16 protein-coding genes and 1 pseudogene are annotated in these 22,752 nt (G+C 62.2%); 10 read left to right on the top strand and 7 right to left on the bottom strand.

Annotation, left to right across the window (positions count from 1 at the left end; all coding sequences use genetic code 11):
• Nucleotides 1-195 precede the first annotated feature (195 nt).
• Nucleotides 196-606 (bottom strand): hypothetical protein, encoded by a 411-nt coding sequence (locus R2855_17465; GenBank protein MEZ4532786.1) that lies wholly within the window; start codon nt 604-606, stop codon nt 196-198.
• Between the two features lie 42 nt (nt 607-648).
• Here R2855_17465 and R2855_17460 point away from each other — a divergent pair, with 42 nt between their 5' ends.
• A complete protein-coding gene (locus tag R2855_17460) occupies nt 649-2,934 on the top strand; it encodes a LuxR C-terminal-related transcriptional regulator (GenBank protein ID MEZ4532785.1) in 2,286 nt (761 codons plus the stop codon).
• Nucleotides 2,935-4,467: 1,533 nt separating this feature from the next.
• On the opposite strand, the pseudogene R2855_17455 reads toward R2855_17460, so the two are convergent.
• Together R2855_17455 and R2855_17450 are read right to left on the bottom strand one after the other, a co-directional pair.
• Nucleotides 4,468-5,466: pseudogene (locus R2855_17455) on the bottom strand (NAD-dependent epimerase/dehydratase family protein).
• A gap of 1,602 nt (nt 5,467-7,068) precedes the next feature.
• The gene (locus R2855_17450) at nt 7,069-7,335 is read right to left on the bottom strand and encodes a hypothetical protein (protein ID MEZ4532784.1); all 267 of its coding nucleotides are present in this window, start codon (nt 7,333-7,335) and stop codon (nt 7,069-7,071) included.
• A 619-nt stretch (nt 7,336-7,954) separates the two neighbouring features.
• Here R2855_17450 and R2855_17445 point away from each other — a divergent pair.
• From R2855_17445 to R2855_17435, 3 genes are all read left to right on the top strand, one after another.
• On the top strand, nt 7,955-8,299 hold the full coding sequence (locus R2855_17445; GenBank protein MEZ4532783.1) for a hypothetical protein: 345 nt from the start codon (nt 7,955-7,957) through the stop codon (nt 8,297-8,299).
• Nucleotides 8,300-8,494: 195 nt separating this feature from the next.
• The gene (locus R2855_17440) at nt 8,495-10,813 is read left to right on the top strand and encodes an MMPL family transporter (GenBank protein MEZ4532782.1); all 2,319 of its coding nucleotides are present in this window, start codon (nt 8,495-8,497) and stop codon (nt 10,811-10,813) included.
• 195 nt (nt 10,814-11,008) lie between these two features.
• The gene (locus R2855_17435) at nt 11,009-12,370 is read left to right on the top strand and encodes an aminotransferase class III-fold pyridoxal phosphate-dependent enzyme (GenBank protein MEZ4532781.1); all 1,362 of its coding nucleotides are present in this window, start codon (nt 11,009-11,011) and stop codon (nt 12,368-12,370) included.
• A 114-nt stretch (nt 12,371-12,484) separates the two neighbouring features.
• On the opposite strand, the gene R2855_17430 is transcribed toward R2855_17435, so the two are convergent.
• On the bottom strand, nt 12,485-12,670 hold the full coding sequence (locus tag R2855_17430; protein MEZ4532780.1) for a hypothetical protein: 186 nt from the start codon (nt 12,668-12,670) through the stop codon (nt 12,485-12,487).
• Nucleotides 12,671-13,600: 930 nt separating this feature from the next.
• Between R2855_17430 and R2855_17425 the strand changes: the two genes are divergently transcribed.
• Entirely contained in the window at nt 13,601-14,749 is a 1,149-nt protein-coding gene (locus tag R2855_17425; GenBank protein ID MEZ4532779.1) for a hypothetical protein, read from the top strand.
• A 263-nt stretch (nt 14,750-15,012) separates the two neighbouring features.
• Nucleotides 15,013-15,282: a hypothetical protein gene (locus tag R2855_17420; GenBank protein ID MEZ4532778.1), complete on the top strand. Its 270-nt coding sequence runs from the start codon at nt 15,013-15,015 to the stop codon at nt 15,280-15,282.
• A gap of 157 nt (nt 15,283-15,439) precedes the next feature.
• Here R2855_17420 and R2855_17415 read toward each other — a convergent pair whose 3' ends face one another.
• Both R2855_17415 and R2855_17410 read right to left on the bottom strand, forming a co-directional pair.
• Nucleotides 15,440-16,192, bottom strand: coding sequence for a glutamine amidotransferase (locus R2855_17415; GenBank protein ID MEZ4532777.1), 753 nt, complete (start codon nt 16,190-16,192; stop codon nt 15,440-15,442).
• A gap of 92 nt (nt 16,193-16,284) precedes the next feature.
• A complete protein-coding gene (locus R2855_17410; GenBank protein MEZ4532776.1) occupies nt 16,285-17,028 on the bottom strand; it encodes a sugar phosphate isomerase/epimerase in 744 nt (247 codons plus the stop codon).
• 326 nt (nt 17,029-17,354) lie between these two features.
• Here R2855_17410 and R2855_17405 point away from each other — a divergent pair, with 326 nt between their 5' ends.
• From R2855_17405 to R2855_17390, 4 genes are all read left to right on the top strand, one after another.
• Nucleotides 17,355-18,401, top strand: coding sequence for a site-specific integrase (locus R2855_17405; GenBank protein ID MEZ4532775.1), 1,047 nt, complete (start codon nt 17,355-17,357; stop codon nt 18,399-18,401).
• The gene (locus R2855_17400) at nt 18,376-18,954 is read left to right on the top strand and encodes a hypothetical protein (protein ID MEZ4532774.1); all 579 of its coding nucleotides are present in this window, start codon (nt 18,376-18,378) and stop codon (nt 18,952-18,954) included. The genes R2855_17405 and R2855_17400 overlap by 26 nt, the downstream gene beginning before the upstream one ends.
• A 207-nt stretch (nt 18,955-19,161) precedes the next feature.
• Nucleotides 19,162-19,980, top strand: coding sequence for an aquaporin (locus R2855_17395; protein MEZ4532773.1), 819 nt, complete (start codon nt 19,162-19,164; stop codon nt 19,978-19,980).
• Between the two features lie 196 nt (nt 19,981-20,176).
• Complete coding sequence (locus tag R2855_17390) at nt 20,177-21,313, top strand: hypothetical protein (protein MEZ4532772.1); 1,137 nt, start codon at nt 20,177-20,179, stop codon at nt 21,311-21,313.
• A 16-nt stretch (nt 21,314-21,329) separates the two neighbouring features.
• On the opposite strand, the gene R2855_17385 is transcribed toward R2855_17390, so the two are convergent.
• Nucleotides 21,330-22,661 (bottom strand): hypothetical protein, encoded by a 1,332-nt coding sequence (locus R2855_17385; GenBank protein ID MEZ4532771.1) that lies wholly within the window; start codon nt 22,659-22,661, stop codon nt 21,330-21,332.
• Nucleotides 22,662-22,752: the final 91 nt, after the last annotated feature.

Raw genomic sequence — 22,752 nt, 5'->3', positions numbered from 1 at the left:
CCGGCGATCAATTGGTTCGAGCGGTCGTGCTCTTCAGACGCGGGCGACCAGGACGGAGCAAGGCCGCGCGTCGATTCATTCCTGCCGAAACGTACCGGCATTCGTTCTGGTGTGGGATCGAGCTGCGCAGAGCACGGGGCTTACGCCGGCTTGCAGAAGATTGCCTACTGAGCGAATCCCTCGCCGTCGAGCGGATCAGGGATTGACACAATCGCCAAAGCGGCAGATTTGCCCTGGAGCGCATGCTTCGCCCAGGAAACCGCAGTAGTCGGCATCGTTGTTGATATCGTGACAAACGCCGTGGTCGCAGACGATGGCGCCGGAGGTTCTTGGGCATGATCGGAAGCAGCCGCCGCAATGATCGATATCGAATCGAAGATGCAGACCGGTGATCGAGGCTGACAGACGCTCGTCGCCGGTCCGATTCTTGGCGGTTGTTTTCGGCGGAATGCGACAATGGTCGTTGCTGAGATACGGTATTGCGCTCTCGAGCGTTGCCGGGTTGTTGGAAAGTGTTTCTCCCTGTCGACCAAACGCCATGGCCGCAGGGCAGACAGAGCGATGGTTGCACAAGCGTTTTCCGAGCGGAACCAATCGAATAGCCAAGGCAGTGATCCGGTGCGGTTGTCGACGCTGGGATTGCCCCAGATGTATTCGACATTCGTGGGCCGCGAGCGCGAGGTCGCTACGCTCCGGCAGATGATCCGCAACCCGGCACTGCGGTTGATTACGATCACCGGACCGGGCGGGGTCGGGAAGACCCGGCTCTCGGTCGAAGTGGCGGGCACGCTCGAGCGTACGTTTGGACGGAACATCTGGTTCGTTCCATTGGCGCCCGTGGGCGACAGCACATTGGTGCCGGCAGCCATAGCGCGCACGATCGGCGTGCGGGAGTCGGGAACGCGAGGGATCGTCGCGGATATCGTCGAGTACCTGGCCCCCCGCCGCGCGCTGATGCTGGTCGACAACTTCGAGCGGTTGCTGGAGGCCGGTCCAGTGATTTCCGAACTGTTGGGGGCCTGTCCTGACTTGACTGTGGTCACCACGAGCCAGGCCCCGCTTCGGCTGCACGGAGAGCAGGAGTTTGCTTTGGCTCCGCTGGCGCCTCCGCAGTCGCATGGCAACGAACGGCGCTCGAGTGAGATCGATGCGGCGGTGCAGTTGTTCGTCGATCGGGCTCAGGCGGTTCAGTCCACGTTCACGCTGAACGACAGCAATCGGGAGGCAGTCGAGGCGATCTGCGCCGCGCTCGATGGACTGCCGTTGGCAATCGAGTTGGCTGCAGCGCGGGTACGGGTGCTTTCGCCAGCATCGATTCGTTCCCGCTTGCAAAGCGATCGACAGGTGCGATTCCAGCTTCTGAGCGATGGGCCGCGCGATTTGCCGGAGCGGCATCAATCGATCGGCGAAGCCATCGGATGGTCGTACCGGTTGCTCGATCCATGGGAACAGTTGCTCTTCCGCCGGCTTTCGGTCTTTCGTGGATGGTTTACCTTCGCTTCGGCAGAGGCAGTTTGCGGTTTCGGGGCCCTGGCGGATCAGCCGCGTGACATGTTCGAACTCGTGGCGTCGTTGTTCGACAAGAGCTTCCTGATGAGCAAGGCTTCTGACGGGCCGGAACCGAGTTTCCTGCTCCTGGCGAGCATCCGCGCATACGCGGCCGAATTGCTGGAGAACAGCGATGAGCGCGACGTCATGCGGGAGCGGCATGCGGCGTACTACCTGGAACGGGCGAAAGCGGTCGAGATGGGCTTGCGCGGTCCGGATCAGCGTGAGTGGCTGAACGGGCTCGATGCCGAACACGCAAACGTGCTGGCCGCGCTGACATGGCTCGATGCCGAGCGGGACGGCACGCGGCTTCAGCGTATGGTCTGGGCGCTCTACTGGTATTGGTTCTATCAGGGCAACACCCAGGAAGCGCGGCAATGGCTCGAGCGGGCGTGCAGTTACACCGACACCGATGACATCGCGTCGGACACCTGGGTTCGGGTAGGAGACGCGATGCTCACAAACCATGTGGGCGAGCACGCGGAGGCGGTGCGCAAAGCGAACGCCGCGGCAGCGTTGGCACGGGAACGCGGACAGCCCATCATGGAGAGCGTGGCGTTGACCATTGCGCAATATGGCGAGCTGGCATTGGGCCATCTGGACGAATCGATTCGCCTCGGACGTGAGGCGCATCGGCTGATCGAACCAGTGGACGATGACTATTGGCGAGCGATGGTCTACGGAGAGGCTGGTCTCTTCCTGGGCGGCGCCGGAGAATCAGACGAAGGGTTGGCGTTGGTCGAAGCGGGGCTTGCGTTGGAGCGGGCGCGCGGTGATGACTACTTCGCGGGAATCCGGCTCAGCGATATCGGCGTAATGCGGCATGACCTGGGCGAGCTGGATGCAGCGCTGCGTCGATACGGGGAGAGCGTGGAGGCACTCAGCCGGTCCGGCGGAAACTGGTATCTGTCGAGCCCATTCTGTGGGATAGCGGCATTGTGCGGGGCATCGCATCCCGAGGATGCGGCGCGGCTCCTGGGAGCGGCGCGAGCCCTGCAAGACCGGGGAGGCGCGAATCCCTGGTCGACAGAGCTCGACCGGAACGCATTGGCGTTGGAGCAGACGAGAGCGGCGCTCGGCGACGTGGCGTTCGAACGCGCTTTTCGCGATGGGTATCGCATGCCGATCGGGGATGCGGTGGAAATCGCCTTGACGCTGGTCGGATCGGAGACGAGCGCGGGAATGTCCGAGGCGGAACTTGCCGAGTTGCTCACGCCGCGCGAGCTGGAGGTGCTGCGGCTCATCGCGGCGGGTCACACCGACAGAGAGATCGGTGAGGAACTGGATATCAGCCCACGCACGGCGTCGAAACACGTCGCGAACATCCTCGGCAAGCTGGACGTTCCGACCAGAGCAGCGGCTACAGCTCTGGTGAAGTCCTGTTGAATCTTTGAAGTACGGGTCCTCGTCAGCTCTACACGGGTAAGGGCGAGAGTAGGCCGCCGTCGACGCGATAGGCGCCTCCGGTGCAGAAGGAGGCTCCTCGTCGGAGGCGAGGAAGAGGACGAGATTGGCGACCTCTTCGATCGTGCCGTGACGGGCCGATGGGATGCGCGCTGCCCCAGAGCGCGATGGTCGCCCTCGATATCGCCGTCGCCGAACTTCTCAGCGGCCATTTCCAGGCTACGGGCGTGCGAATCGAACCAGGGGCGATGCAGTTGCAACGGATGTTCTCTGCGGCGTGGTCGAGCGCAACCGTGGTGGTGAAGCTGACGATGCCGCCCAGCAGCGTGGGCGGCCACGGTTCGTTGCGAGGCGAACGCCTGAACCGAGGCCGTGTTGACGATGGATCCGCCGCCCCGTTTGGCATTTCGGGAATGACATGCTTACACGTGAGGAATGTGCCTTTGAGGTTGACACCGGAGCTGGCGGTCCCAGTCTTCCTCCGCCAGAATGTCGACGGTGCCGTAAAGATGTTGATCCCTGCCGCGTTGAACAGGACATCGACACCGCCAGCGTGGAAACGGCCATGTCGACCATGTTGGCGACGGCGGTGTGTTCGAGCGGACATCGGTCGCCACGGCCAGCGCGGAACCCCCGGCGCCGACGATGCGGTTGGCCGCCAGGCTGGCTTTTCCGGCATCAGATCGGCGATCACGACCGATCCGCCTACGTGCAAAGGCTTCGGCAGCGCCGTTGCCGATGCCGACCGCGCCTCCGGTGACGATGACGACCTTGTCGACGAAGCGCTTGCTGGTGGTCCATGCAGCTGGATTCCTCTCTTGAGCGGGCGGATACGTGATGTTAAAGAGGATACCCGGGGGAAATGGGGAACTGTGACGGGTTGCGCGGATGGCCATGGTTTCGTAGACTGCGGGGAGCAATCGGCACGCGCGCTGGAGGGAGTGATGGGCGAAGAAGTATAGATCATTTTACGGCATTCGAAGACCGAGAAGATCAATCCGCCGGAGATCCGGCGCGGAACTGACCAAGCCTGGGCGGCGGTGGGCGATGGAAGCTGGGCGTAGAGGATTCAGAGGCAGGGTGGGCGCCCGATCTGCTGGTGACCTCGAATGCGATTCGGCCCTGCAAACCGGAGACCTTGGCGGCGGCATGATGAAATTCTCCGGTGAGCGCCGGGTGGTGCCGGAGGTTTACGGGGGCAACGGAACACGAGCTGATCGAGGTGATACAAGCGTTTCCAAAGAGTTTTCGGCGGACGTGTTGGTGGCCACAACCCGGGAATGAGGAGTTGGCGAACAGCTTTCTCCGGGGAAAGCGACCGGAGTGGACACCTGCCAACGGCGGGCTGGGTCGTGGTGGAATGGCTGCGAACGCCTGGAAGCGATGCCTCGTCAGGTGGCGGGAAGGTGACGGCGTTCGGGACGCCGAACAAGGAGTAGCGGCGCCAAGCTGTGCATCAGGAAGCAGGTTGTCGATTCCGGCGCCGTCTGAGAGCGATCCGATCGGTTCGACTTTTCAGATGGCCGACTCCTCGCTCAACGGGAGGCGCAACGGTGAGCCGCGAACCTGCTCTTCGATCCAGTGTGGTAGGTGATGTCTAGTCCTTGTTCGAGTGGAACTGAAGGCATCCATCCAAGAATTTGGCTTGTGAGCGAATTGTTCGAGTTTCGCCCGCGCACACCTTGAGGGCCGGGCGAGTTCGATCGGGATCTCGGCGAGATCGGCGATCATGAACGCAAGTCGCTGATGGAGACTACGGTCTTGACCGAGGTTCAGTGGCCCGGGATAGTCCGACTGCATGATGCGGTAAAGGCCCTCGACACAGTCGTCGATATAGCAGAAGGAGCGGGTTTGCTTGCCGTCGCCCCAGACTGATCTCGGGATTTCCGGTGAGTTTGGCGATGGCGATCTTTGCGACAGAGAGCGGCGGGAGCTTTCCTCGCGGCCACCGTCCCAGGTCTCAGAGCGGGTCACGAAGACATTGTGGAATCGGACGATGCGGTTTTGCATGCCAAAGTCGGCGGAGTAGTACTGCAGAGCTTTTCGGAGATGAGCTTTTCCCAACCATATGCGTCCTGAGGATCAGCGGGGTAGGCGTCGACTCTCTGGAGGGGGACAACGTCGGTTGAGGTTTGCAGGTGTTCAGGGTAGACACAAGCGGATGAAGCAGCAGAGGCGCTCAACCCGATTCTGGCGGGCAGCTTCGATGGTATGCAGGTTGATGAGCGCATTGTTGCGCAGGATTTCGGCGTGATGATTGACGATATAGCCCATGCCGCCTGTCAGCGGCCAAGGCGTAGACCTGATCGACACCACAGAGTGGCTTCGGAGGTTGTCAAGTGGCGCAGGTCGAGAAGCCAGAACTTCGTCGGCTTGACTGGGCAGGAACCGGGCGCTTTCGTCGACGCCGCGTACCCAGTGGCCGCGGCGCTTGAGGCTGGTGACGAGGTGATGGCCGATAAACCCGCCAGCTCCGGTGACGAGGACGCGTTTCGAGGGTTCGTGGCTGTGCATGGCCAATTCGGCACACTCAGATTCAGCGAGATTCGAGATCGTCTGAGTGATGTGGTTGGGGTTTGGTGATTGTACTCGATAGCATTCGGCGAAGTATTCGATCGGTTCCCGGGGCGGGCGAGCTCGATGGGTAGGTAGCCAAGGGCGACAAAGCGACCGACGGTGAAGCCGAAATTGGCGCTGGACACATAGCCGACGATGTCGGCACCCAGGAGGATGGGTTCTCTTGCCGAGCGGAACCGCAGGAATCTGGATCGAGCAGCAAGGTGGCGAGCTTCTTCGATGTGAACGAATTGGCGAGCGCGTCTGCGCCGATATAGTCCGAGCGGGCTTTGTCGATGGCAGGCGCGCGCGCAAGGCCAGCCGGGTGTACTCCGCGCGGAGATCGGTTCCCAGTGAGAGAAAACCCTTCTCGATGCGGGAGCGAGTCCATCGCCGCTCCGCCGGCCGCGATGAGACCATGGGGTCGCCCGGCGTACCAGACGAGATCCCAGAGCGCGGAGCCATATTCGGTCGAGGTATGCAGCTCGAAGCCTTCTTCACCGGCGTTGATAGGACATGCGGATGGCGAGCACGGGATATGTCCACGAGTCCAGCGCGCGCTGTGTAGCGCGGGTGATCGTCGAGGCAGTGGTTGGTCGACAATCGAATCGAGGATGGCGAGCGCATTGGGGCCGAATAGACCAAGCGCGCGCCCAGGCGGGTGGTGTCGCGCACGGTGACATCCGGCGAAGTCGCGCAGATGATTTTCGATCCACCGAGATCGCGCGATCGCTGGCGCTGCCGGACATGATCGCGAAACGATCGTCGGCCAGGCGAGCCGGGATGGTGACGTCGACCTGACGCCGCCGATCGAGCAAGAGGCTGTAGGTGACGCGCCTGGCGGGTCGGTCGAGTTTTGCTGCACGAGAGGCGCCTGAGCGCGGCGAGGGCGTTCTTCCTGGAAAGCTCGATGCGCATAAACGTGCTGAGATCGAACAGACCGGCGTTCGTGCGGGTGGCGATGTGCTCATGCCCCGGCGATGGGGACCATTCGATGGCGCCCCAGTCGTCGCGCGGACGCTGCCGGCGGCCGGCAGTGGCAGGGTCGAGTTTGATCCGAACCATTGTGGGCGTTCCCAACCGTTCGACTCGAAGAAATGCGCGCCGAGGAGCAGGGCTACTGTTGCGCATACCAGGAGCGCGCCGCAATCCGCCGCTGATCGTGATCTGATACTTCGGATGAATGATGTCGTAGACCTCGGCGTACTGGCTCCAGCCCAGGCGTGGATGTAGCTTGGACTGGCATGGTGGGGCGCGAAGCGGTTGATAAGGATTCCGCATGTCGAGCTCGCAGTCGCGGTAGACCATTTGCTGGGCCAGGGCGCGGGCGACCGGTGCCGGTGGAGTGGGTGACCCAGATGGCGATGGCGGTCCAGAGGCCAGAGGCGTTGGCGACTTCGCCGACCACGGCCCTGGGCGTCGATGGTGAAGGAAGGAGAACATGCCGTAGACGCGGTCGATATTATTCGGCGTCGCGCAGTCGGGGATGGGGCGCATCACGCTTCGTGGCGGATCCATGGGAGCGGGGTCGAAATCGCGCTCGGCGGGCGCCGGCGAAGGCTATTGTCGATATTGTGCCGGCACCAGGACGGGATCGTGCCGATAGTTGCCGACGCCCATGCGGTCTCCGTCCTGCCAGAGGTACATGGAATAGTCCTGATGCCGCCACAGGGGTTGGACGACCTGTTGGCCGGCCAGGTGCTGGAGCTCGGCGAGTGGTGTGGTGCGGACATAGGGGTGCGCGCACGGATGCAAAGGAATGGGAGTGCCGGTCAGCTCGCCGAGAAGCGGTCCCCAGATGCCACCGCACGGAACGAGCTGTCGCAAGTGAAGTCGCCGTTGCTGGTGTGGATGCCGCGCACGGCAGGTTGGGCATATCGACAGGGTCGGTTTCGCCCATGAACGTGACGCCAAGCGCCTCGGCGCGGTCGGCGATCACCGTTCGACGGTGGGAACAGCGCGAACGATCCCATCGCCGGCAACGTGGATCGATCCGAGGATGAGGTCGGTGTCGAGCTGAGGAACGAGCTGGCGGAGTTTCCGACGGGTCGAGGGCATGGCGTCGAGACCCCATGAGCGGGCGTAACCGACCTTCCGTTTCAGATCGTGCCAGCGCTCAGGGGTGGTGGCGATTTCGAGGCCTGCCGGTCGGGAACCAGGTGGCGCGTCGGGCGAGGAAACCTCGGCGAAAGCGCCAGTGGTCCATTGGGCCAGTTTTGAGACCGTGCGAGAGGCGTTGTTCTGGAAAACGCCTCCTGGGGCATGGGATGTGGAGCCCCCGGTTTCGAAGAGGGAGCACGGTCGATGACCAGTATGTCGGTGCGTCCGAGCTTGGCGAGTTCCCAGGCGGTCGAGACGCCAACGATACCTGCGCCGACGATGATGGTCGGTAGTGGGTGGTCACCAGGTCCCGCTCGCTACGAAATGCTTCTCGATGGCGGGAAGTATGCAACCGTTACCGTTCGGGCGTCGTTGGTTGCTCCGGGTTCGGGTCTTGCGAAGGGTCGATGGCGGGTTTGGCATGTGGACGATGGTGTCGCCCATGGTGCGATGGAACTCGCCATTGGAAAAGACCACGGGTGAGACCAGCGTTCTTGGCCGCGCGGAGACCTTCGACATTGGTATGGGAACCGAAGGCGATCGAGGAAGGTCTGGAGTGGCGTCGATCGTGGTCTTCAGCGCATCCCAGTCGTCGACAGCGGAGATGTCGATGATGAGCAAAGCGGCGTCGGGCCTGGAGGAGATTGCCGACGCAGGTGCTTTGGTGGAGCAGGCAGCGATCGGCGCGTAGCCGAGCGCGCGCAGGAAGTGTTGCTAATGGTGACGCCGAAGAAGAGGTCCTTGTTGAGGACGATCGCCGGCGCGGCAGGGGCATCAGGTGGGTGTGAGAAGGGGTTGTATTTGCATGGCTCCTGTCATGGGATAACGACGTTAGGTAACACCGAACACTGTTAAGTAACAGTGAATTGTATTCTGGGGATGGGGTATGTTGGTTCCTTCGACGGCGAAAATCTCGGCCAGTAGCGCCCGGCATCCGTGGCGAACGATCGGTGTTTGGTTGGCGATGCTGGTGGCCGGCGCGATCTGTGCCGGCATCTTCCTTTCTGGCGCTCTGACCACCGAAGTCCGCTTGCTGGACAACCCTGAATCGAATCAGGGGCGCGATCTGCTCGAGCGTCGCATGGGCTTCGAGACGCCGCTGACGGAGACGATTGTCGTCACCTCCGATAGTCTGACGGTCGACGATCCTGAGTTCAAGCAGGTGGTGGACGGTGTTTTCACGCAGTTGGGAACGCTGACCGATCTCGTGGATCAGGATCCGACGAAGACGGTGAACTACTACCTGGCGGCGCAGGCTCCGGATCCAGCAGCGGCGGCGCAGGCGGAATCCCTGGTCTCTGAGGACCGCTCGACCCTCTTGATTCCGGTGACGCTGATCGGCGAGCTGGACGATGTGCACGATCGAGCCGAGGAATATCTCCAGGCAATCGGCTCGCACGCCAGCGACGCGGTGGCGGTGCACAGCGTTGGCGACATGACGACCAATGAGACATTCAACACCGTCTCGGAAGAGGATCTCCAGCGGGCGGAGATCATTGGCTTGCCGATCGCGCTGCTGGTGCTGATGCTGGTGTTCGGCGCGGTGGTGGCCGCGCTGGTGCCGGTGGGAATGGCGCTGGCGGCGGTGGCGGTTGCCACCGGGATCGCGGCGATCGTCGGAATTCGTTTCGAGCTCTCCTTCTTCATCATCAACATGATTTCGGTAATCGGGCTCGCAGTCGGAATCGACTACGCGCTGTTCGTGATCGAGCGATATCGGGAAGAGCGGCGCCGGGGACGGTCCAAGCCGGATGCAATCGAGGTGGCCGGAGGGACCGCGACCAAAGCGGTGGTCTTCTCAGGGTTGACCGTGGTCTTTGCCCTTATCGGGCTCTTCCTGATGCCGAATTCGATCTTCCGCAGTCTCGGGCTGGGCGCGATCCTGGCGGTGATGGTGTCGGTGGTGGCGGTGCTGACCCTGATTCCGGCTGTGATCAGCTTGCTGGGCGACCGGATCGACTGGCCGCGCCGGCGCGACTATGACGCCATGGACCATGCCAAGGTGATCCACGACGAAGAGGTCGAGCAGGCGCATGGCTTCTGGGGGCGGGCGGCGCATCTGGTGATGGCACGTCCGTGGCCGGCGCTGGTGCTGGGCGCGGGAGTGCTGCTGGCGCTCTCGATACCCTTCTTCAGCATGCAGACCGGGTTTGCCGGTGTGGAATCGCTCCCGGAGAGCGATGTCAAGGACGCATTCACCGTGCTGGAGGGGAAGTTCACCGCCGGTCGGTTGGCGCCGGTCGATTTCGTGATCGATGCGCCGAAGAACGCGGAGACCGAGGCTGCTGTCGAAGAGTTGGCCGGGTTGCTGGCCAGCGAGCCGGGAATGGCGGCAGTGGGCCCGGTGGTCTGGAACGAAGCTGGCGATCTGGCGCACATTCAGGCGACGCTCAGCACACCTCCCAATGACGAAGCGTCGTATGACGTGATTCGGCATCTGCGGAGCGACTCGATTCCGTCGTCGTTCCCGAGTGAAATGGGGACGGTCTACGTTTCGGGGCAAACGGCCGGGTACGTCGACTTCATCAACACGACCAATACCTGGACGCCGCGCGTTTTCCTCTTCGTGCTCGGATTGAGCTTCCTGCTGCTGATGGTGGCGTTCCGGTCGGTGGTCGTTCCGGCCACGGCGATCGTGATGAATCTGCTGTCGGTCGGGGCGGCCTATGGCGTGCTGGTGCTGGTTTTCCAGCGTGGGCATCTCACCGGGCTGCTCGGGTTCGATCAGACACCGGTAGTGGAGGCGTGGATTCCGATTTTCCTCTTCTGCGTGCTCTTTGGACTTTCGATGGACTACCAGGTCTTCCTGCTGAGCCGTATTCGCGAGTTCTATGACGAGACCGGGAGAAACCGTGAATCGGTGGCGCATGGGGTCGAATCGACGGCGCGCATCATCACCGGGGCGGCGCTGATCATGGTGGTGGTCTTCCTGGGATTCAGCACCGGGCGGCTGGTCTTCCTGCAACAGGTGGGATTCGGTCTGGCGGTGGCGATCCTGCTCGATGCCACGATCGTGCGAACGGTGCTGGTGCCGGCAGTGATGCGCATTCTGGGCAAATGGAACTGGTACTTGCCGAGCTGGCTCGAATGGCTGCCCGATCTGCGGATCGAGGGATCGGCTCCACCGGTGGAGCCGAACACGTCGCGTGAGACAGAGAGCGCGGGCATCCCGGGCACAGGCGAGGCGCAGGCGGCAGGGGACTAAGCCTCGGTGTCGTCTATCGAACCATCGGGAAGACCCCGTCTCTGGCGCAGGAGACGGGGTTTCTCTTGTCCCCGGCGCCGGACCACACGAGGTTCCCGGTCCATGCCAATGCCAGGAGCGGGAAGCAGGCGGCTTGCCGCTGAGTGGGGAGGGATAGAATGACGAGGCGTGAACGTGGACGGAAGGAGTGCGGAAGTGGTGCTGATCGATCAGGAGCGGACGCCGGTTATCTATCGCGATCTGCAGCGGGCGTATCCGACCGTCGTGCGGGGCGAAGGGATCTATCTCTGGGATTCGACCGGCAAGCGCTATATCGATGGGTCGGCAGGGAGCTCGTCGGTGGCGAACATCGGACACGGCGTGCCGGAGATCCTCGAGGCGATGGTTGCGCAGGCGCAGCAGTTGGCCTACTCACCGACTCATGCCTTCTCGACCGAGGCGATCGAAGCGTGCGCCCGGACAGTCGTGGAGGAGTTCGCGCCGGCCGGGCTGGAACGGGTGTGGTTCGTCTCCGGTGGATCGGAAGCGACCGAGAATGCGGTCAAGATCGCGCTGCAATATCAGCGTGACCGCGGAAAGGGCACCAAGCAACTGGTGATCGGGCGCTGGCAGAGTTTCCATGGCGCGACGCTGGCGGCATTGAGCTATGGGGGCAATGCCGGACGGCGCAAGAAGTATCAGGGGATGCTCTCGCCAGCAGAGCATATTTGGCCATGCTATTCCTATAGAAATGCAACTGGCGACGAAATGGCCTACGGTCTGGCCATGGCCGACCAGCTTCACTATGTTCTGAGCCAGGTTGGTTCGGAGAATGTCGCGGCCTTTATCGCAGAACCGGTGGTCGGCGCGACCCTGGGCGCGGTGCCAGCGACCGCAGGGTATTTCGAACGAATCCGGGAGATTTGCGACGCGCACGACATCCTGTTCATCGCCGATGAGGTGATGACGGGATTTGGGCGCACCGGGCGCAAGTTCGGGATCGATCATTGGGACGCAACGCCCGATCTCATCGCGTGCGCGAAGGGCATTTCTGGCGGCTACACCCCATTGGGCGCTGTGCTGGTGCGGCCCGAGATCGTGGGGCAGGTGCGCGGTACAGGCGGATCGTTTGTGATCGGGCATACCGCCGGCGGCAATCCGCTTTCCACCGCTATCGGCAAAGCGGTCCTCGACTACACGGTGAAGCACCGGCTCGTCGATAACTCCGAGAGGGTTGGTTCGTATTTCCGTTCGCAGCTGGTGGCGCTCATGGATGCGCATCCAATCATTGGCGATGTGCGCGGGTTGGGGTTGATGCAGGGAGTCGAACTGGTAGCAAATCGAGAGACGAAAGCGCCGTTCCCGGTGGAGCTCGGGGTCAGCAAGCGCATCGGCGAGGCGACGCTGGAACGCGGCATGGTTTCGTATCCCGGTCAGGGCACGGTCGATGGTGTGGTCGGCGATCACCTGCTCTACACCCCGCCGTTGATCATCACGACCGAACAGATCGACGAGATGATCGCGATTCTGGACGAGTCGATCGGCGCAGTGGAGCGCGAGCTGGGCGTGGCGGCGTGACCAAAGTCGTCGAGGAGGGGTTGCGGTTCATTCTTGCGGGGCCGTCGATCGTCTCGGATTGGAAGAATCCGTCCGCAACCACCAACCGGGCGGTCATGACGGCGCTCATCGGGCCTACGCCGGTTTGGTGCCAGGCATCCGGCTGGAGGTTGTCGTGTTGATCAACTGCTCCATGCCGCCGTTCTTTGCAACCATTGCATCGAAGAGGAGGCGAATGTACTGCGGATACTGCCCCTGATACGTCCATGGTGCGATGCCGGCACCCTTGATTTCCTCGCAGAGGCCAGCATGTCGACCCAAGTCTCGTGGAGGTCCATCCCTTCTCCGCGAAGAGTGCCTGGTTGTACCAGACGCCATAGACGGTCAACGCGTAGAGCAAGACATTCTGCACGCCGTTGTAGACGCCGGTGGACTGGGAGCCCGGGACCAGCGAATCGGCGAAGGTCGAGCCTTCGGTGTCATAGCCAGTGCGGCCATGAGGTCGGCCAGGTCGGCCAACTGTCCCTCGGCAACCAGGGTGGCGATCGGCAAGTTGTTCGCGCCAGAGTTGTCCATGACGTCCGGCGGATTGCCGGCGACAAATCGCAGTTGGAATTGCTCGCCGAGCCGTTGTGTGCCGAGATACTCGATCTTGGCGTCAGGAAGTGGGCGTTGTACATCGTTGACGTGGAGCGTAGTTGTCGCCAAACCGCCCTTGAAGATGACGACTTCGAGCGGCGCGGCCGAGGATCGCGCCCCAGTGGGTTGCTGGTGTCCTGCGCGAACGCAGGCAGCGGACGCACCGCGGACACCGCCGCGGCGATGGCTGGGGCGGAAAGACCGAGCGCGACCCCACGTCGAATGATCTGTCGCCTGGAATAGTGCCGGCGTACCGCTTCGTCTACCAGTGACGTCAACGGCTTCTCGCTAGCGTCATTGCATGCATCCCTCCAGTATTGGCGCCCATGACTCAGCAACATTGCTGTCACCAGACGGACCTTCTTGAGATGCCAACATCATACACCGTGCTCGATGCACAAAACGACGTAGCTGGCGCAAACATTCTTCCAGAAGCGTGTTCGTGAAGATATCGGTCATTCAGCGCGTCAATTCTCCGATCGCCGGATTCGGAGACGTGTCACAGCCAGGCGATGCGCATGGCAGACGGCTTTAGGCAATCCTGCCGATTCGCCGTGGGGCGATTCCCGTCAGGATGAATGCAGGCCAAGGCGGAATGGATCGCCCTGGGTAATGGATTCATCGAAAGGATGGGTTGTGATGTCGATGTTCGACGAAGGTGGTTATGGACGGGTTCGCAAGCTGATCGCAACAGCAGCTGCCGCAGCGGTGATCGGCGGGTCGATGCTGGGCGCGGTTTCAGCCGCAGGCGAGTATGGCGAGCCGCAGAAGATTCCCGATGGCTCCGGGTACGGCGCCGGGGAGTACGACTTCGACTACAGCACCGTGGCGGCGACGTACGGCGGTGACATCTATCAATACGCAACCGGCGCGGATGGCGCGGGGTACTACTCCGTCTACGGCGGCGAGTCGTGGAGCGATTGGTCGGGTTGGGATGGCCAGCCGGTGGAGTACTGGTATGAACCGACGGCCGTGACCTACAAGGACGCGACGTACGTCTACTACGCGGGCAAGGACGGTTCCCTCTATCAGAACTCCTACGACGGAGCGTCCTGGAACGGATGGAACAACCTGGCAGGTGACTACAAGATCAAATGCGCGCCGTACGTGAATGTCGACGGCGACTACCAGTACCTGTACGCGACCGCTGAGGACGGCGGAATCTACATCAAGAGCTACGATGGCGCTGCCTGGACCGATTGGTACAAGGTGAGTGGCGACGTTGGATCGGACTACGAACCGTATGCCGTTTCGTGGGGGGACTACGAGCAGGTGTTCTGGCACGGAACCGATGGAAGCGTCTATTGGGCGCGCTATGACGGTTCTGCCTGGAGCGAAGCCAAGCCACTACCGGGTGACTATCAGCTCTCATACACCCCGTACGCCGCTGGCTACGATGACAACCTCTACGCCTTCTCGGTCGATACCAATGGGTATGCGACCTACAACGTCTTCGATGGCGAGGGCTGGAGCGGCTGGACGCCGATCAGCGGCAACTACACGTATGCGGCGCAGCCGAGCGCATACGTGTATGACGATGCGCTTCAGGTCGTGTACACCGGCACGGATGGACACGCCTACTACATCGAATATGGGGCCGAAGGTTGGAGCGATTGGGCCGACCTGGGCGACAACTACGCCTATGACCCCTACCAGTACACCTGGGACGAAACGTTGTTCCTCACCTACACCGGCGCCAATGGCGAGATCTACTACAAGACTTATGCTGGCGGTGATGGCGAGGGCGACGGCGGATACTAGGACACATCCTGGTTCCTGACTGTCGAGTCCAGCGACGAGCTTCTTCGATCGCAGGTCGAGCGACGCGGGAACCACGCAACGAAACCGGCCGGGCGGACGCCCTGGCCGGTTTTCGCGTGTGGCAGCCCCATCGATCAGGGAGTTGCGATATCGAATAATCAGCATTTAATGATATTGATAGCATTTTGCGGTACTGTAGTAGCGGACCACGACGCGTCCGTATTGGTTTGGGAGACATCGGTGTCTCGGTAATGGAGATATCGATGGAAACGTTGTCGATAGTTGGGTTCTTGACAGTTGGTTTTGCGGCCGCGAATCTGGCGTTCCAGGTTGGGGCGGGCCGTCTCGTACAGCGGCTCGAATTGCCGGAACTGCCGGGTCCGAAAGCGTCGCTGGAACATCCTGAGCATTCGCGCATCGATGGAATGCCGCGCACGCGGTCGAATCGGCACGATATTCAACTCGCGATCGGGCGCGATTTTGCCGCCCCGGACGTGCAAGACGCCGTTTGGCCGAGAGATCCGCGGGTTTAGCAGGCAGTAGCTGGTCGACAGTAGCTAGTAGCCAGTCGTCAGTTGAAAGTGGTTGGCGAATGGGGATCGAGCCGCCGTGGCTGACACGACGGCTCGATTTGCGCACGGTAGATTCTGACGACAGGCTACTGACGACTGAAGACTGACAGCTCGTTTCTCAGTCCCGGGCGGTCCAGTCGGCGATGTTTTGCCAGAGTGTGGCGTAGCCTTCCCATTCGACGAATGGGGGTGGAGCCCAGTGTGGGCCGCAGTCGGATGCGAAGGCAACACTGCGGCCCTCGCCGTATCGCCAGGCGGTGACGAGCGGATCTTCTCCGGCAGTTGCCACGACCGTGGCTCCCTCGCGAGGCGTCAATCGGTTGTATCCCAGCAGGACCGGCCATTCGATTGGAAGACCGGTGGCGATTTCGTGGTCAGGGGCAATGACGATTGGTTTGACTCCCTGTGGCGTCTCGACCCGGTCGTCGCTCGTTTGGAGCGTGACCGGAAGCGCGGCCTCGATGGGCGAGCCAGCGTAGTTTCCTTTCGCTTCGATGCCCTGGAAGGTGAGATAGCCGCCGATCATGATGAGACCACCGCCGATGGCCACATAGTCGCGCAGCTCCTGGAGCCGATTCGGAAGGACGGCGGACTTCACGAAGGTGTCCGGGTGGAGGAGAAGCGTGTTGGCGCCGATGTCGCTCAGGATGATGAGGTCGTAGGCCGCCATATCGGCGACCGTGGCGGGGAATTTCTCGTTGGCGAGGTGATTGGGCAGGTGGGTGACGTTCCAGCCACCGGCGGTGAGGGCAGCCGATAGCCACTGATGCCCTTCGCCATAGGCGGTGGTCGTGAAGCTGTCGAATCCCTTCTGGTGGATCGTGTGCATGATCCAGGATTCGCCGGCGATGAGAACAGTTCGGTCAGGCATGGCGAGTCTCCACAGGGTCCAGTGTCCAGTGTCCAGTGTCCAGGGGCCAGGGTTCAGTGCATGGATTTGGGCCGCGGGACCCTGGACGAGTGTCAACTGACGAGCTTGGTCAGGTTCTCGAACGCCAATCGGGCAGTCTTCATCGAGTCGAGCGGGCGGTCGTCTTCGGCGATGAGGTATTCCGTGCCGGCGGCGTTGCCGGCTGCCACGATCGCTTTCCACGGCATGGGGCCAGAACCGGGCGCTGGAAGATCCTCGACGCCATCGACCTGTTCTTCCTTGGCGTGGATGAGGGGCACACGCGCGGCGTATTGCTCGATGACGGCCACGGGATCCTGCCCGGCGTATTGCACCCAACCGGCGTCGATCTCGAGGGAGACGAGACTGGGATCGGTGCTGTTGGCGATCCGGTCGAAGGGGAAGATGCCGTCTTCATCCTTGATGAACTCGAAATCGTGGTTGTGGTAGCCGAGACGGAGACCGGCGTCGCGTGCTTCGGGCGCTCGCTTGTTCAACGTGTCAATGACGTGGTCGAATCCGGCCCGCGTGCGTTGCTCGGGCGCGAGCCAGGGGATGATGAGATGTTTGGCGCCGATGGTGTGCATTTCCTTCACCACGGTATCGAACTCACCGTCGATGCGGGCGAGCGGGACATGGGCGGCGACCCCGGCGATCCCGGCCTTGTCGAGCGCTTCACGGATGGCCGCCGGCTCGGAATTGCCGTAGCCTGCAAATTCGACGGCGCGATAGCCAATGGCGCCCAGTTTGGCGATTGTGCCGATCATGTCGCTGGCTGTCTTGTCGCGAACGGTATAGAGCTGAATCGCTACCTGCATCGGGTATGTGAGTCCTCCACGTGGCCGATTGGGTTGTTGGGGTAAGGATACGAGAGGGAGGGAGTCCAGGGCCCTGCGTCCAGTGTCCAGAGATGCTCCTCGTTCCATTCATTCGATCGTGAAGGGGCTCCCACCTCCTGGTTACGGGCACGCGGGTTCGATTCTCTGGACCCAGGACGCTGGATCCCGAACTGTGACAGCGTAGTAAGGTGGTAGCCGGGACGGGCGTTCTGAATGCGGAATTCGCAAAAAGTTGACGAATCGCGCAAGTGAACGTACAGTGTACGTACACGCTTGGAAGGACCCCGGAACGAGGAGTTTGTGCGATGTCTCTGGTGCTCGATCGAAACCTGCGAGCTGTCGATCCTCCGCCGCCAAGTAACGGCGTGGTAACGATTCAGGCAGCGGTTGAGATGTTCTTTGGCGATATGCGCTTGGCGCCACGGTCGAAAAAGACCTATCGGCACGGGCTGGACAAGTTCTTGCGCCATATCGAGCAGCACGAGGGGATCGATCCCAAGACCGCGCCCGTGTCGGTTTTGGCGTCGGAACATGTGACCTCGTTTGCCACGTTGATCGTTCCGAGCGACATTCGCACCCCGGAAGAGGTCTCGCGCATGCGGACCGCCCAGAACAATCTTTCGGCGGTGCGAAAGTTCTGCGCATACATTTCCGCCTACGATTTGCATCCCAATCTGGCGACCGATCGCTTGCGCGTGCGCATTGCCGCGTTGATGCCGCGTTTCACCCCACCGCCGCCGGATGTGCGCATTTCCGATCTGGAACGGATCGTCGAGCATGTCAAGAACACGCACCCGGCGGAGAAACCGCATCTCGAGTTGCGGCGTCTGAAGGTGCGGGCGATGATCCTTTTCCTCTTCCGGACAGGGGTGCGCGTTTCCGAGCTGTGCGCGTTGCGGCGCCGGGATATCGACCTGGTGAACGGAACAGCGAATGTCTACCGGGCCAAGGGAGGCAAGAGCCGTACCGTACACTTCGATGCCGAGACCGCGCAGGCGGTCACCGCGTACTGGCAGTATCGCGAGGACGACATTCGCGGCTCGGGCGGGTTGCCTGCCTTTAGCGGACGCGACAAGGTCGGCGAACCGGGTTCTGCCATCAGCCCGCGCACGGTGGAGCACATCGTGGCGCAGCTCTGCCGGGAGCTCGGTATCGAAAGCGATGTCACGCCCCATTCGTTCCGCCACGGGCTGGCGACCGAGATGGTCCGCCGCCGGGTGCGCGAATCGACGGTGCAAACGATTCTTGGACATGCCTCTCCGCAAACGACTCGCATCTACGTTCACAAGACGGCCATGGACGTGGCCGACGAGTATCAGGACGCGTTTGGACAGTACCGCCCGCCGAGCTGATCGCTCGGCTGCGTCTCAGTGGAATCTGCATGGCTGGCGCGGGGCGATTGGCTCCGCGCTTGTCGTGTTGTTGGTGGTGTCGTGCTCGACCGGTGATTCGCGCGACGAGCGGCGATTCGAGGCGCAAGAGGCGGAAAAGACCCAACAGGTGCCCGAGGCGCAGAAGACGCAACTGGCCGATACGTTTCTGCGGCCGACCGGCACGCCGGCCGCAACGTTTACCCCGCGCGCGCTGTTGTCAGAGCTGGTGATCACCAACGCGCTGGATGGTTCGGGGGCGCCCACAAACGACCTGGAATCCGTCTCGTCGAACTCGCAGGTGATACTGGCGGCTCGGCTGACGAATCTCCTGGGCGGTGAGATCATCACGGTCGAATGGCTGAACGAGGATGGCGCCGTGATGGCGTCGCAGGACCAGGAGGCGCCGACCACGACCGGGCCACGGTGGTTTACCTCGGCCTGGCAGCCGGGCGGAGTTCCTCCCGGCACCTACGCGGCAGCGGTTCGCGTGAATGGCGAGCTGCTGAATTCGATCACGTTCCGGATCGGGTAGCCGTCAGCCGCGTCACTGGAGAGCGAAGCCTGGCCTCGGCGCGTCGTTTGCGCCCGCATCTCGTGCGTTCGGCGCCGAGAGACAACTGTTTGCCATGCGCAACGCTTGCAGAAACGAGCATCTGTTCCCTATAGTCAACCTGAAGGAGCGTGCGGCTCGGGACGGTGTCGAGTGGCCACACCGGCAGCAGCACAACAGGAGGGTGGATTGTCTGAGAACATTGCTCAGAAATTGATCGTGGAGGCGCTGGGCGCGTTCGCGCTTTGTTTCTTCTCGATCGGCGCGGTTGTCTTGACGCAGGGTCAAGACATCGTTGCCATCGGCATTGCGACCGGTCTGGCGATCGGTGTCATGGTTGCCGCGGCGGGGCACATTTCTGGTGGGCACTACAACCCGGCGGTGACGGCCGGCATGTTGGTGACCAAGCGCATCGGTGTAGCCGAAGGCGTGGCCTATATCGTTGCCCAGATGGTGGGCGCGGTGCTTGGCGCTGGCGCGATCACGCTGGCGTATCTCGATGTCGACCGGAACCGGGTGAACCTCGGGTTGCCGACAGTGGGAACGTCGATTGTGGCCGATCCAGCAGTCGATCTGACCGCCAGCAATGCACTTGCGATGGAGGCGATTCTGACCTTCTTCCTGGTGCTGGTGATCTTCGGCACCGCGGTCGACAAGCGTTCGATCGGCCGATGGGTCGCCCCGCTGGCCATCGGTATCACGATCGCGATCGGGAACATGGCCGGTGTGGCGGCGAGCGGCGCGGCCATGAACCCCATTCGCTGGTTTGGGCCGGCGGTGATCCAGCAAGATTGGGCGAACGCCTGGGTCTGGATCGTGGGCCCGGTTCTGGGCGGATTGGTGGCCGCGGTGCTCTATGACTTCTTCCTGATGGACAAGTCGCCGGAGCCTGCCGCAGCCGGACCGGCGAAACGCTCCCAGGTAGTGGAAGTCGACGAGACCGAAGTCGTAGCAGTCTCCGAAACGAGCGCCCCGGCGCCTCGTCGACGAAGCCGCCGCAAGCGGTAGACCGGCTCCGCGAACGAGCAGCGAGATGAAGCACCGGGGCGATCGCTCGCCTCGGTGCTTCTTCGTTCACGCTGTCCAGCTGTGCCGCAGCGCACGCATTTGCTGTGTCGTGGAGCAACGCGGAGATCGATTACTGGTGACACCGTGGGTGTCAGCGGTGATCGAAACCGAAACGCGACAAGGCAAGGAGTCACGAATGCACCGGCGAACATTCTTGAAAGGTGCGGTCTCCGCATCGGCATTGGGCATGTTGGGAATGCGGCGCCCGCACAAGGGAGCTGCAGCGCGCAGGGTTCGGCTGATTCAGCAAGAACTACCGCGATACGAGATCGTTTCGTTTTTCGTGAGCAACGAGTTCGTCTTTGCCAACGGAACGAACTGGCGAGGGGGGGCCAGGGATATCAACAATGCCGGGACCATCATTGGGGACACGGTGAGTGGTGGGATCATGATGCCCACCATCTGGGATGCGGACCTGGCGATGAGCTATCTCGACGTCGGTCCGTACACCGGAATGAACGTCAACGGACATCAACTGGACGATCATGGCACGGCCCTGGGCCTTGGATTCGAAACCGAGGGCTTCATCACCGAGGAGCAGGCACAGAGCGTTCAGTTGAGCGTGCCGACCATCATTTGGCGAGATGGCATCGTCGATACCGAGATGAGCGGTCCATTCGAGCTGGGTTCCGGAATCACCACCTTGACGAGCACCGGCGACTTGCTGGGAACCCTTGATGGTCTTCCAACCGCCTGGACGAACGGCGCGACCGAGGCGGTGGAACTCCCCGAAGGATTCGTGTTGGGGGGCTATCGCTCTCAGAACACACTTGGCGACCGGGCCGGAACGTTCTATCGCGCCGAGGCGCCGTTCTCGGGAGGCGTCCCGTTCGTGAGATCGGCTTCGGGAACAGTGACCGTGCTCGACCCACCAATGGGCAATGGCATCGATTGGCTCGGCCGGGTGCAGGCGTTTTCGCTTGGGGACGATGGCAGCGTGGCCGCGCTCGTGCGCGGTGAAACCGATCTCTACGGGTGGGCTGTGCGCTATCGAGATGGAATTCAGACGCCAATTGCCGATCTCAACGGCGAAGGGATGTTTTTCACCAGCGCAAACGCGCATGGCGTGCTCGTCGGCCAGGCGATGCTCAATGGCTATTCCATCCCCACGATGTGGATCGACGACCAACCGGTGATGATCGCAGACATGATCGAGCCGGGGCCGGATCTGCTTTTCTTGCACGTCGAATCGATCAATGACAACGGGGCCATGGTGGGCAGCGCGCAGGATAGCTCCGGTGCATACCATCATGTGGTTCTGCGTCCGGTCTGAGCGATCGAACGAGGGATCAGCCGACCGGCAACGGGGTTTCGGACGGATCGTCGTCGAGGATGGGATCCGGAGCTTCCAGGAGACCAGCAGGAAGCTCGATCGGCGCGCACTCGCTGGTCGAGCGCAGGCAGCTGGCCTGCGCAGTGGCGATCTGGATGGCGGCTTGCTCTGCGCCATCCAGCGTCTTGTTTGCCTGGACATCGAGGATGACCAGGTCGGCGCCGACCACCATAACGATGCGCACACTGTCCTGAGAGGCCCCGGAGAGCATCGGATTGGTGTAGGTGAATGCCTGCACCACGCTGGCGCCGGGAATGGAATCGAGCTCGAGCGGCTCGACGCTGTCGAACGGCGGTTGCAGCACACCTGAATCGCCGAGGACCTGCAGGGCGGCGGATTCGTCGATGAATCGGGCGACGCTGATACTGACGAGCGGAATCGGCAGGACGGAACCGGTCGTCGAGATGAGGGATTGGTTGGTGAAGTAGCCGCTGAGGAAGTTGGTGGTTGCCGATTCTGCGGCAAGCGGTCCGAAGATCTCAGCAGCGGAAAGGTAGCCTTCATCGTGGCTTTGGAAACCGGGTACGAGCGAGACGAATTGGCCGGGGAGCGCGTAGTCGATAAGCGGCAGCGGTTGATCGGCAAGGACGGTTTGGATCCGGTCGAAAAGAACGCCGCTCAGGTCGATGGCGAGCTGCTTGTCGGCAGCAATGTCGGGGAGGGTGTCGACGGAGACACCGGCCAGCAAGTTGCCAGTGCGGAAGGTGGAGTCGATCGAGTTCACCACCGGCGTCGCGCCAGACGGTTGAAGAGACCCTGCGCTGATCTCGGATGGCTCCTCTCCAACTCCCGCGCCGGGACCGTCGGTGAAGACCGAACCTTCCGGCGCGAGGCGATTCTCGTCTTCGAGGAGCTCGAATCCGCGCGTGGCGCCGGCTGCGTCCGCGTATTGCTCGACATATGAACGGAGGCGGACCGTTCCGTCGGCGTTCAAGTAGACGCTCTCGTAGTACCACTGCAGGCCGGAACTGGCGATTTCATCCGGGGCTATGAGACCACCAGTCAGGTCCGCGCTGATACGGTCGCCGGGGATATAGATTTCGTAGAAGAGGGTGAACCCTTCCGGCATGTCGGTGGAATCGAGCGCCATGGCGGCAAGATCGAGCCGTGGGGCGGATGCGACTGGCGCGCCGGGAGCGGCTTCGGTGGGAATGGCGATGACGGGGCCGACCCTGTCGCCGGCTGGGGTTGGGCTTGGATCGGTGGGTTTCCCGGGAGGTTGGGCGAGCGCCAGCGATGGCGCAAACAACAGGAGCGCGAGGGTAACGATTGCGAAGGCTCGGCGCATGGTCTCAGGTGCTCCTCGATGTGACTGCTTGACCCGTGGTGACGGGTGGAAAAGACGATGACGACGTTTGCGAGGTTTCGCTGCGCTCGAA

It is taken from the genome of Thermomicrobiales bacterium (assembly GCA_041390825.1).
Lineage (GTDB): Bacteria > Chloroflexota > Chloroflexia > Thermomicrobiales > UBA6265 > JAMLHN01.
The sequence above is the reverse complement of the archived record's forward strand: the minus strand, read 5'-3'. Positions and strand labels throughout refer to the sequence as shown.

What these genes read in the sequence shown, in the direction of transcription:
- R2855_17425 (MEZ4532779.1), top strand. Translation starts at nt 13,601, where the DNA reads ATGGATTCATCGAAAGGATGGGTTGTGATGTCGATGTTCGACGAAGGT.
- R2855_17390 (MEZ4532772.1), top strand. Translation starts at nt 20,177, where the DNA reads ATGCACCGGCGAACATTCTTGAAAGGTGCGGTCTCCGCATCGGCATTG.
- R2855_17420 (MEZ4532778.1), top strand. Translation starts at nt 15,013, where the DNA reads ATGGAAACGTTGTCGATAGTTGGGTTCTTGACAGTTGGTTTTGCGGCC.
- R2855_17415 (MEZ4532777.1), bottom strand. Translation starts at nt 16,192, where the DNA reads ATGCCTGACCGAACTGTTCTCATCGCCGGCGAATCCTGGATCATGCAC.
- R2855_17410 (MEZ4532776.1), bottom strand. Translation starts at nt 17,028, where the DNA reads ATGCAGGTAGCGATTCAGCTCTATACCGTTCGCGACAAGACAGCCAGC.
- R2855_17385 (MEZ4532771.1), bottom strand. Translation starts at nt 22,661, where the DNA reads ATGCGCCGAGCCTTCGCAATCGTTACCCTCGCGCTCCTGTTGTTTGCG.
- R2855_17440 (MEZ4532782.1), top strand. Translation starts at nt 8,495, where the DNA reads ATGTTGGTTCCTTCGACGGCGAAAATCTCGGCCAGTAGCGCCCGGCAT.
- R2855_17445 (MEZ4532783.1), top strand. Translation starts at nt 7,955, where the DNA reads ATGCAACCGTTACCGTTCGGGCGTCGTTGGTTGCTCCGGGTTCGGGTC.
- R2855_17460 (MEZ4532785.1), top strand. Translation starts at nt 649, where the DNA reads ATGTATTCGACATTCGTGGGCCGCGAGCGCGAGGTCGCTACGCTCCGG.
- R2855_17405 (MEZ4532775.1), top strand. Translation starts at nt 17,355, where the DNA reads ATGTCTCTGGTGCTCGATCGAAACCTGCGAGCTGTCGATCCTCCGCCG.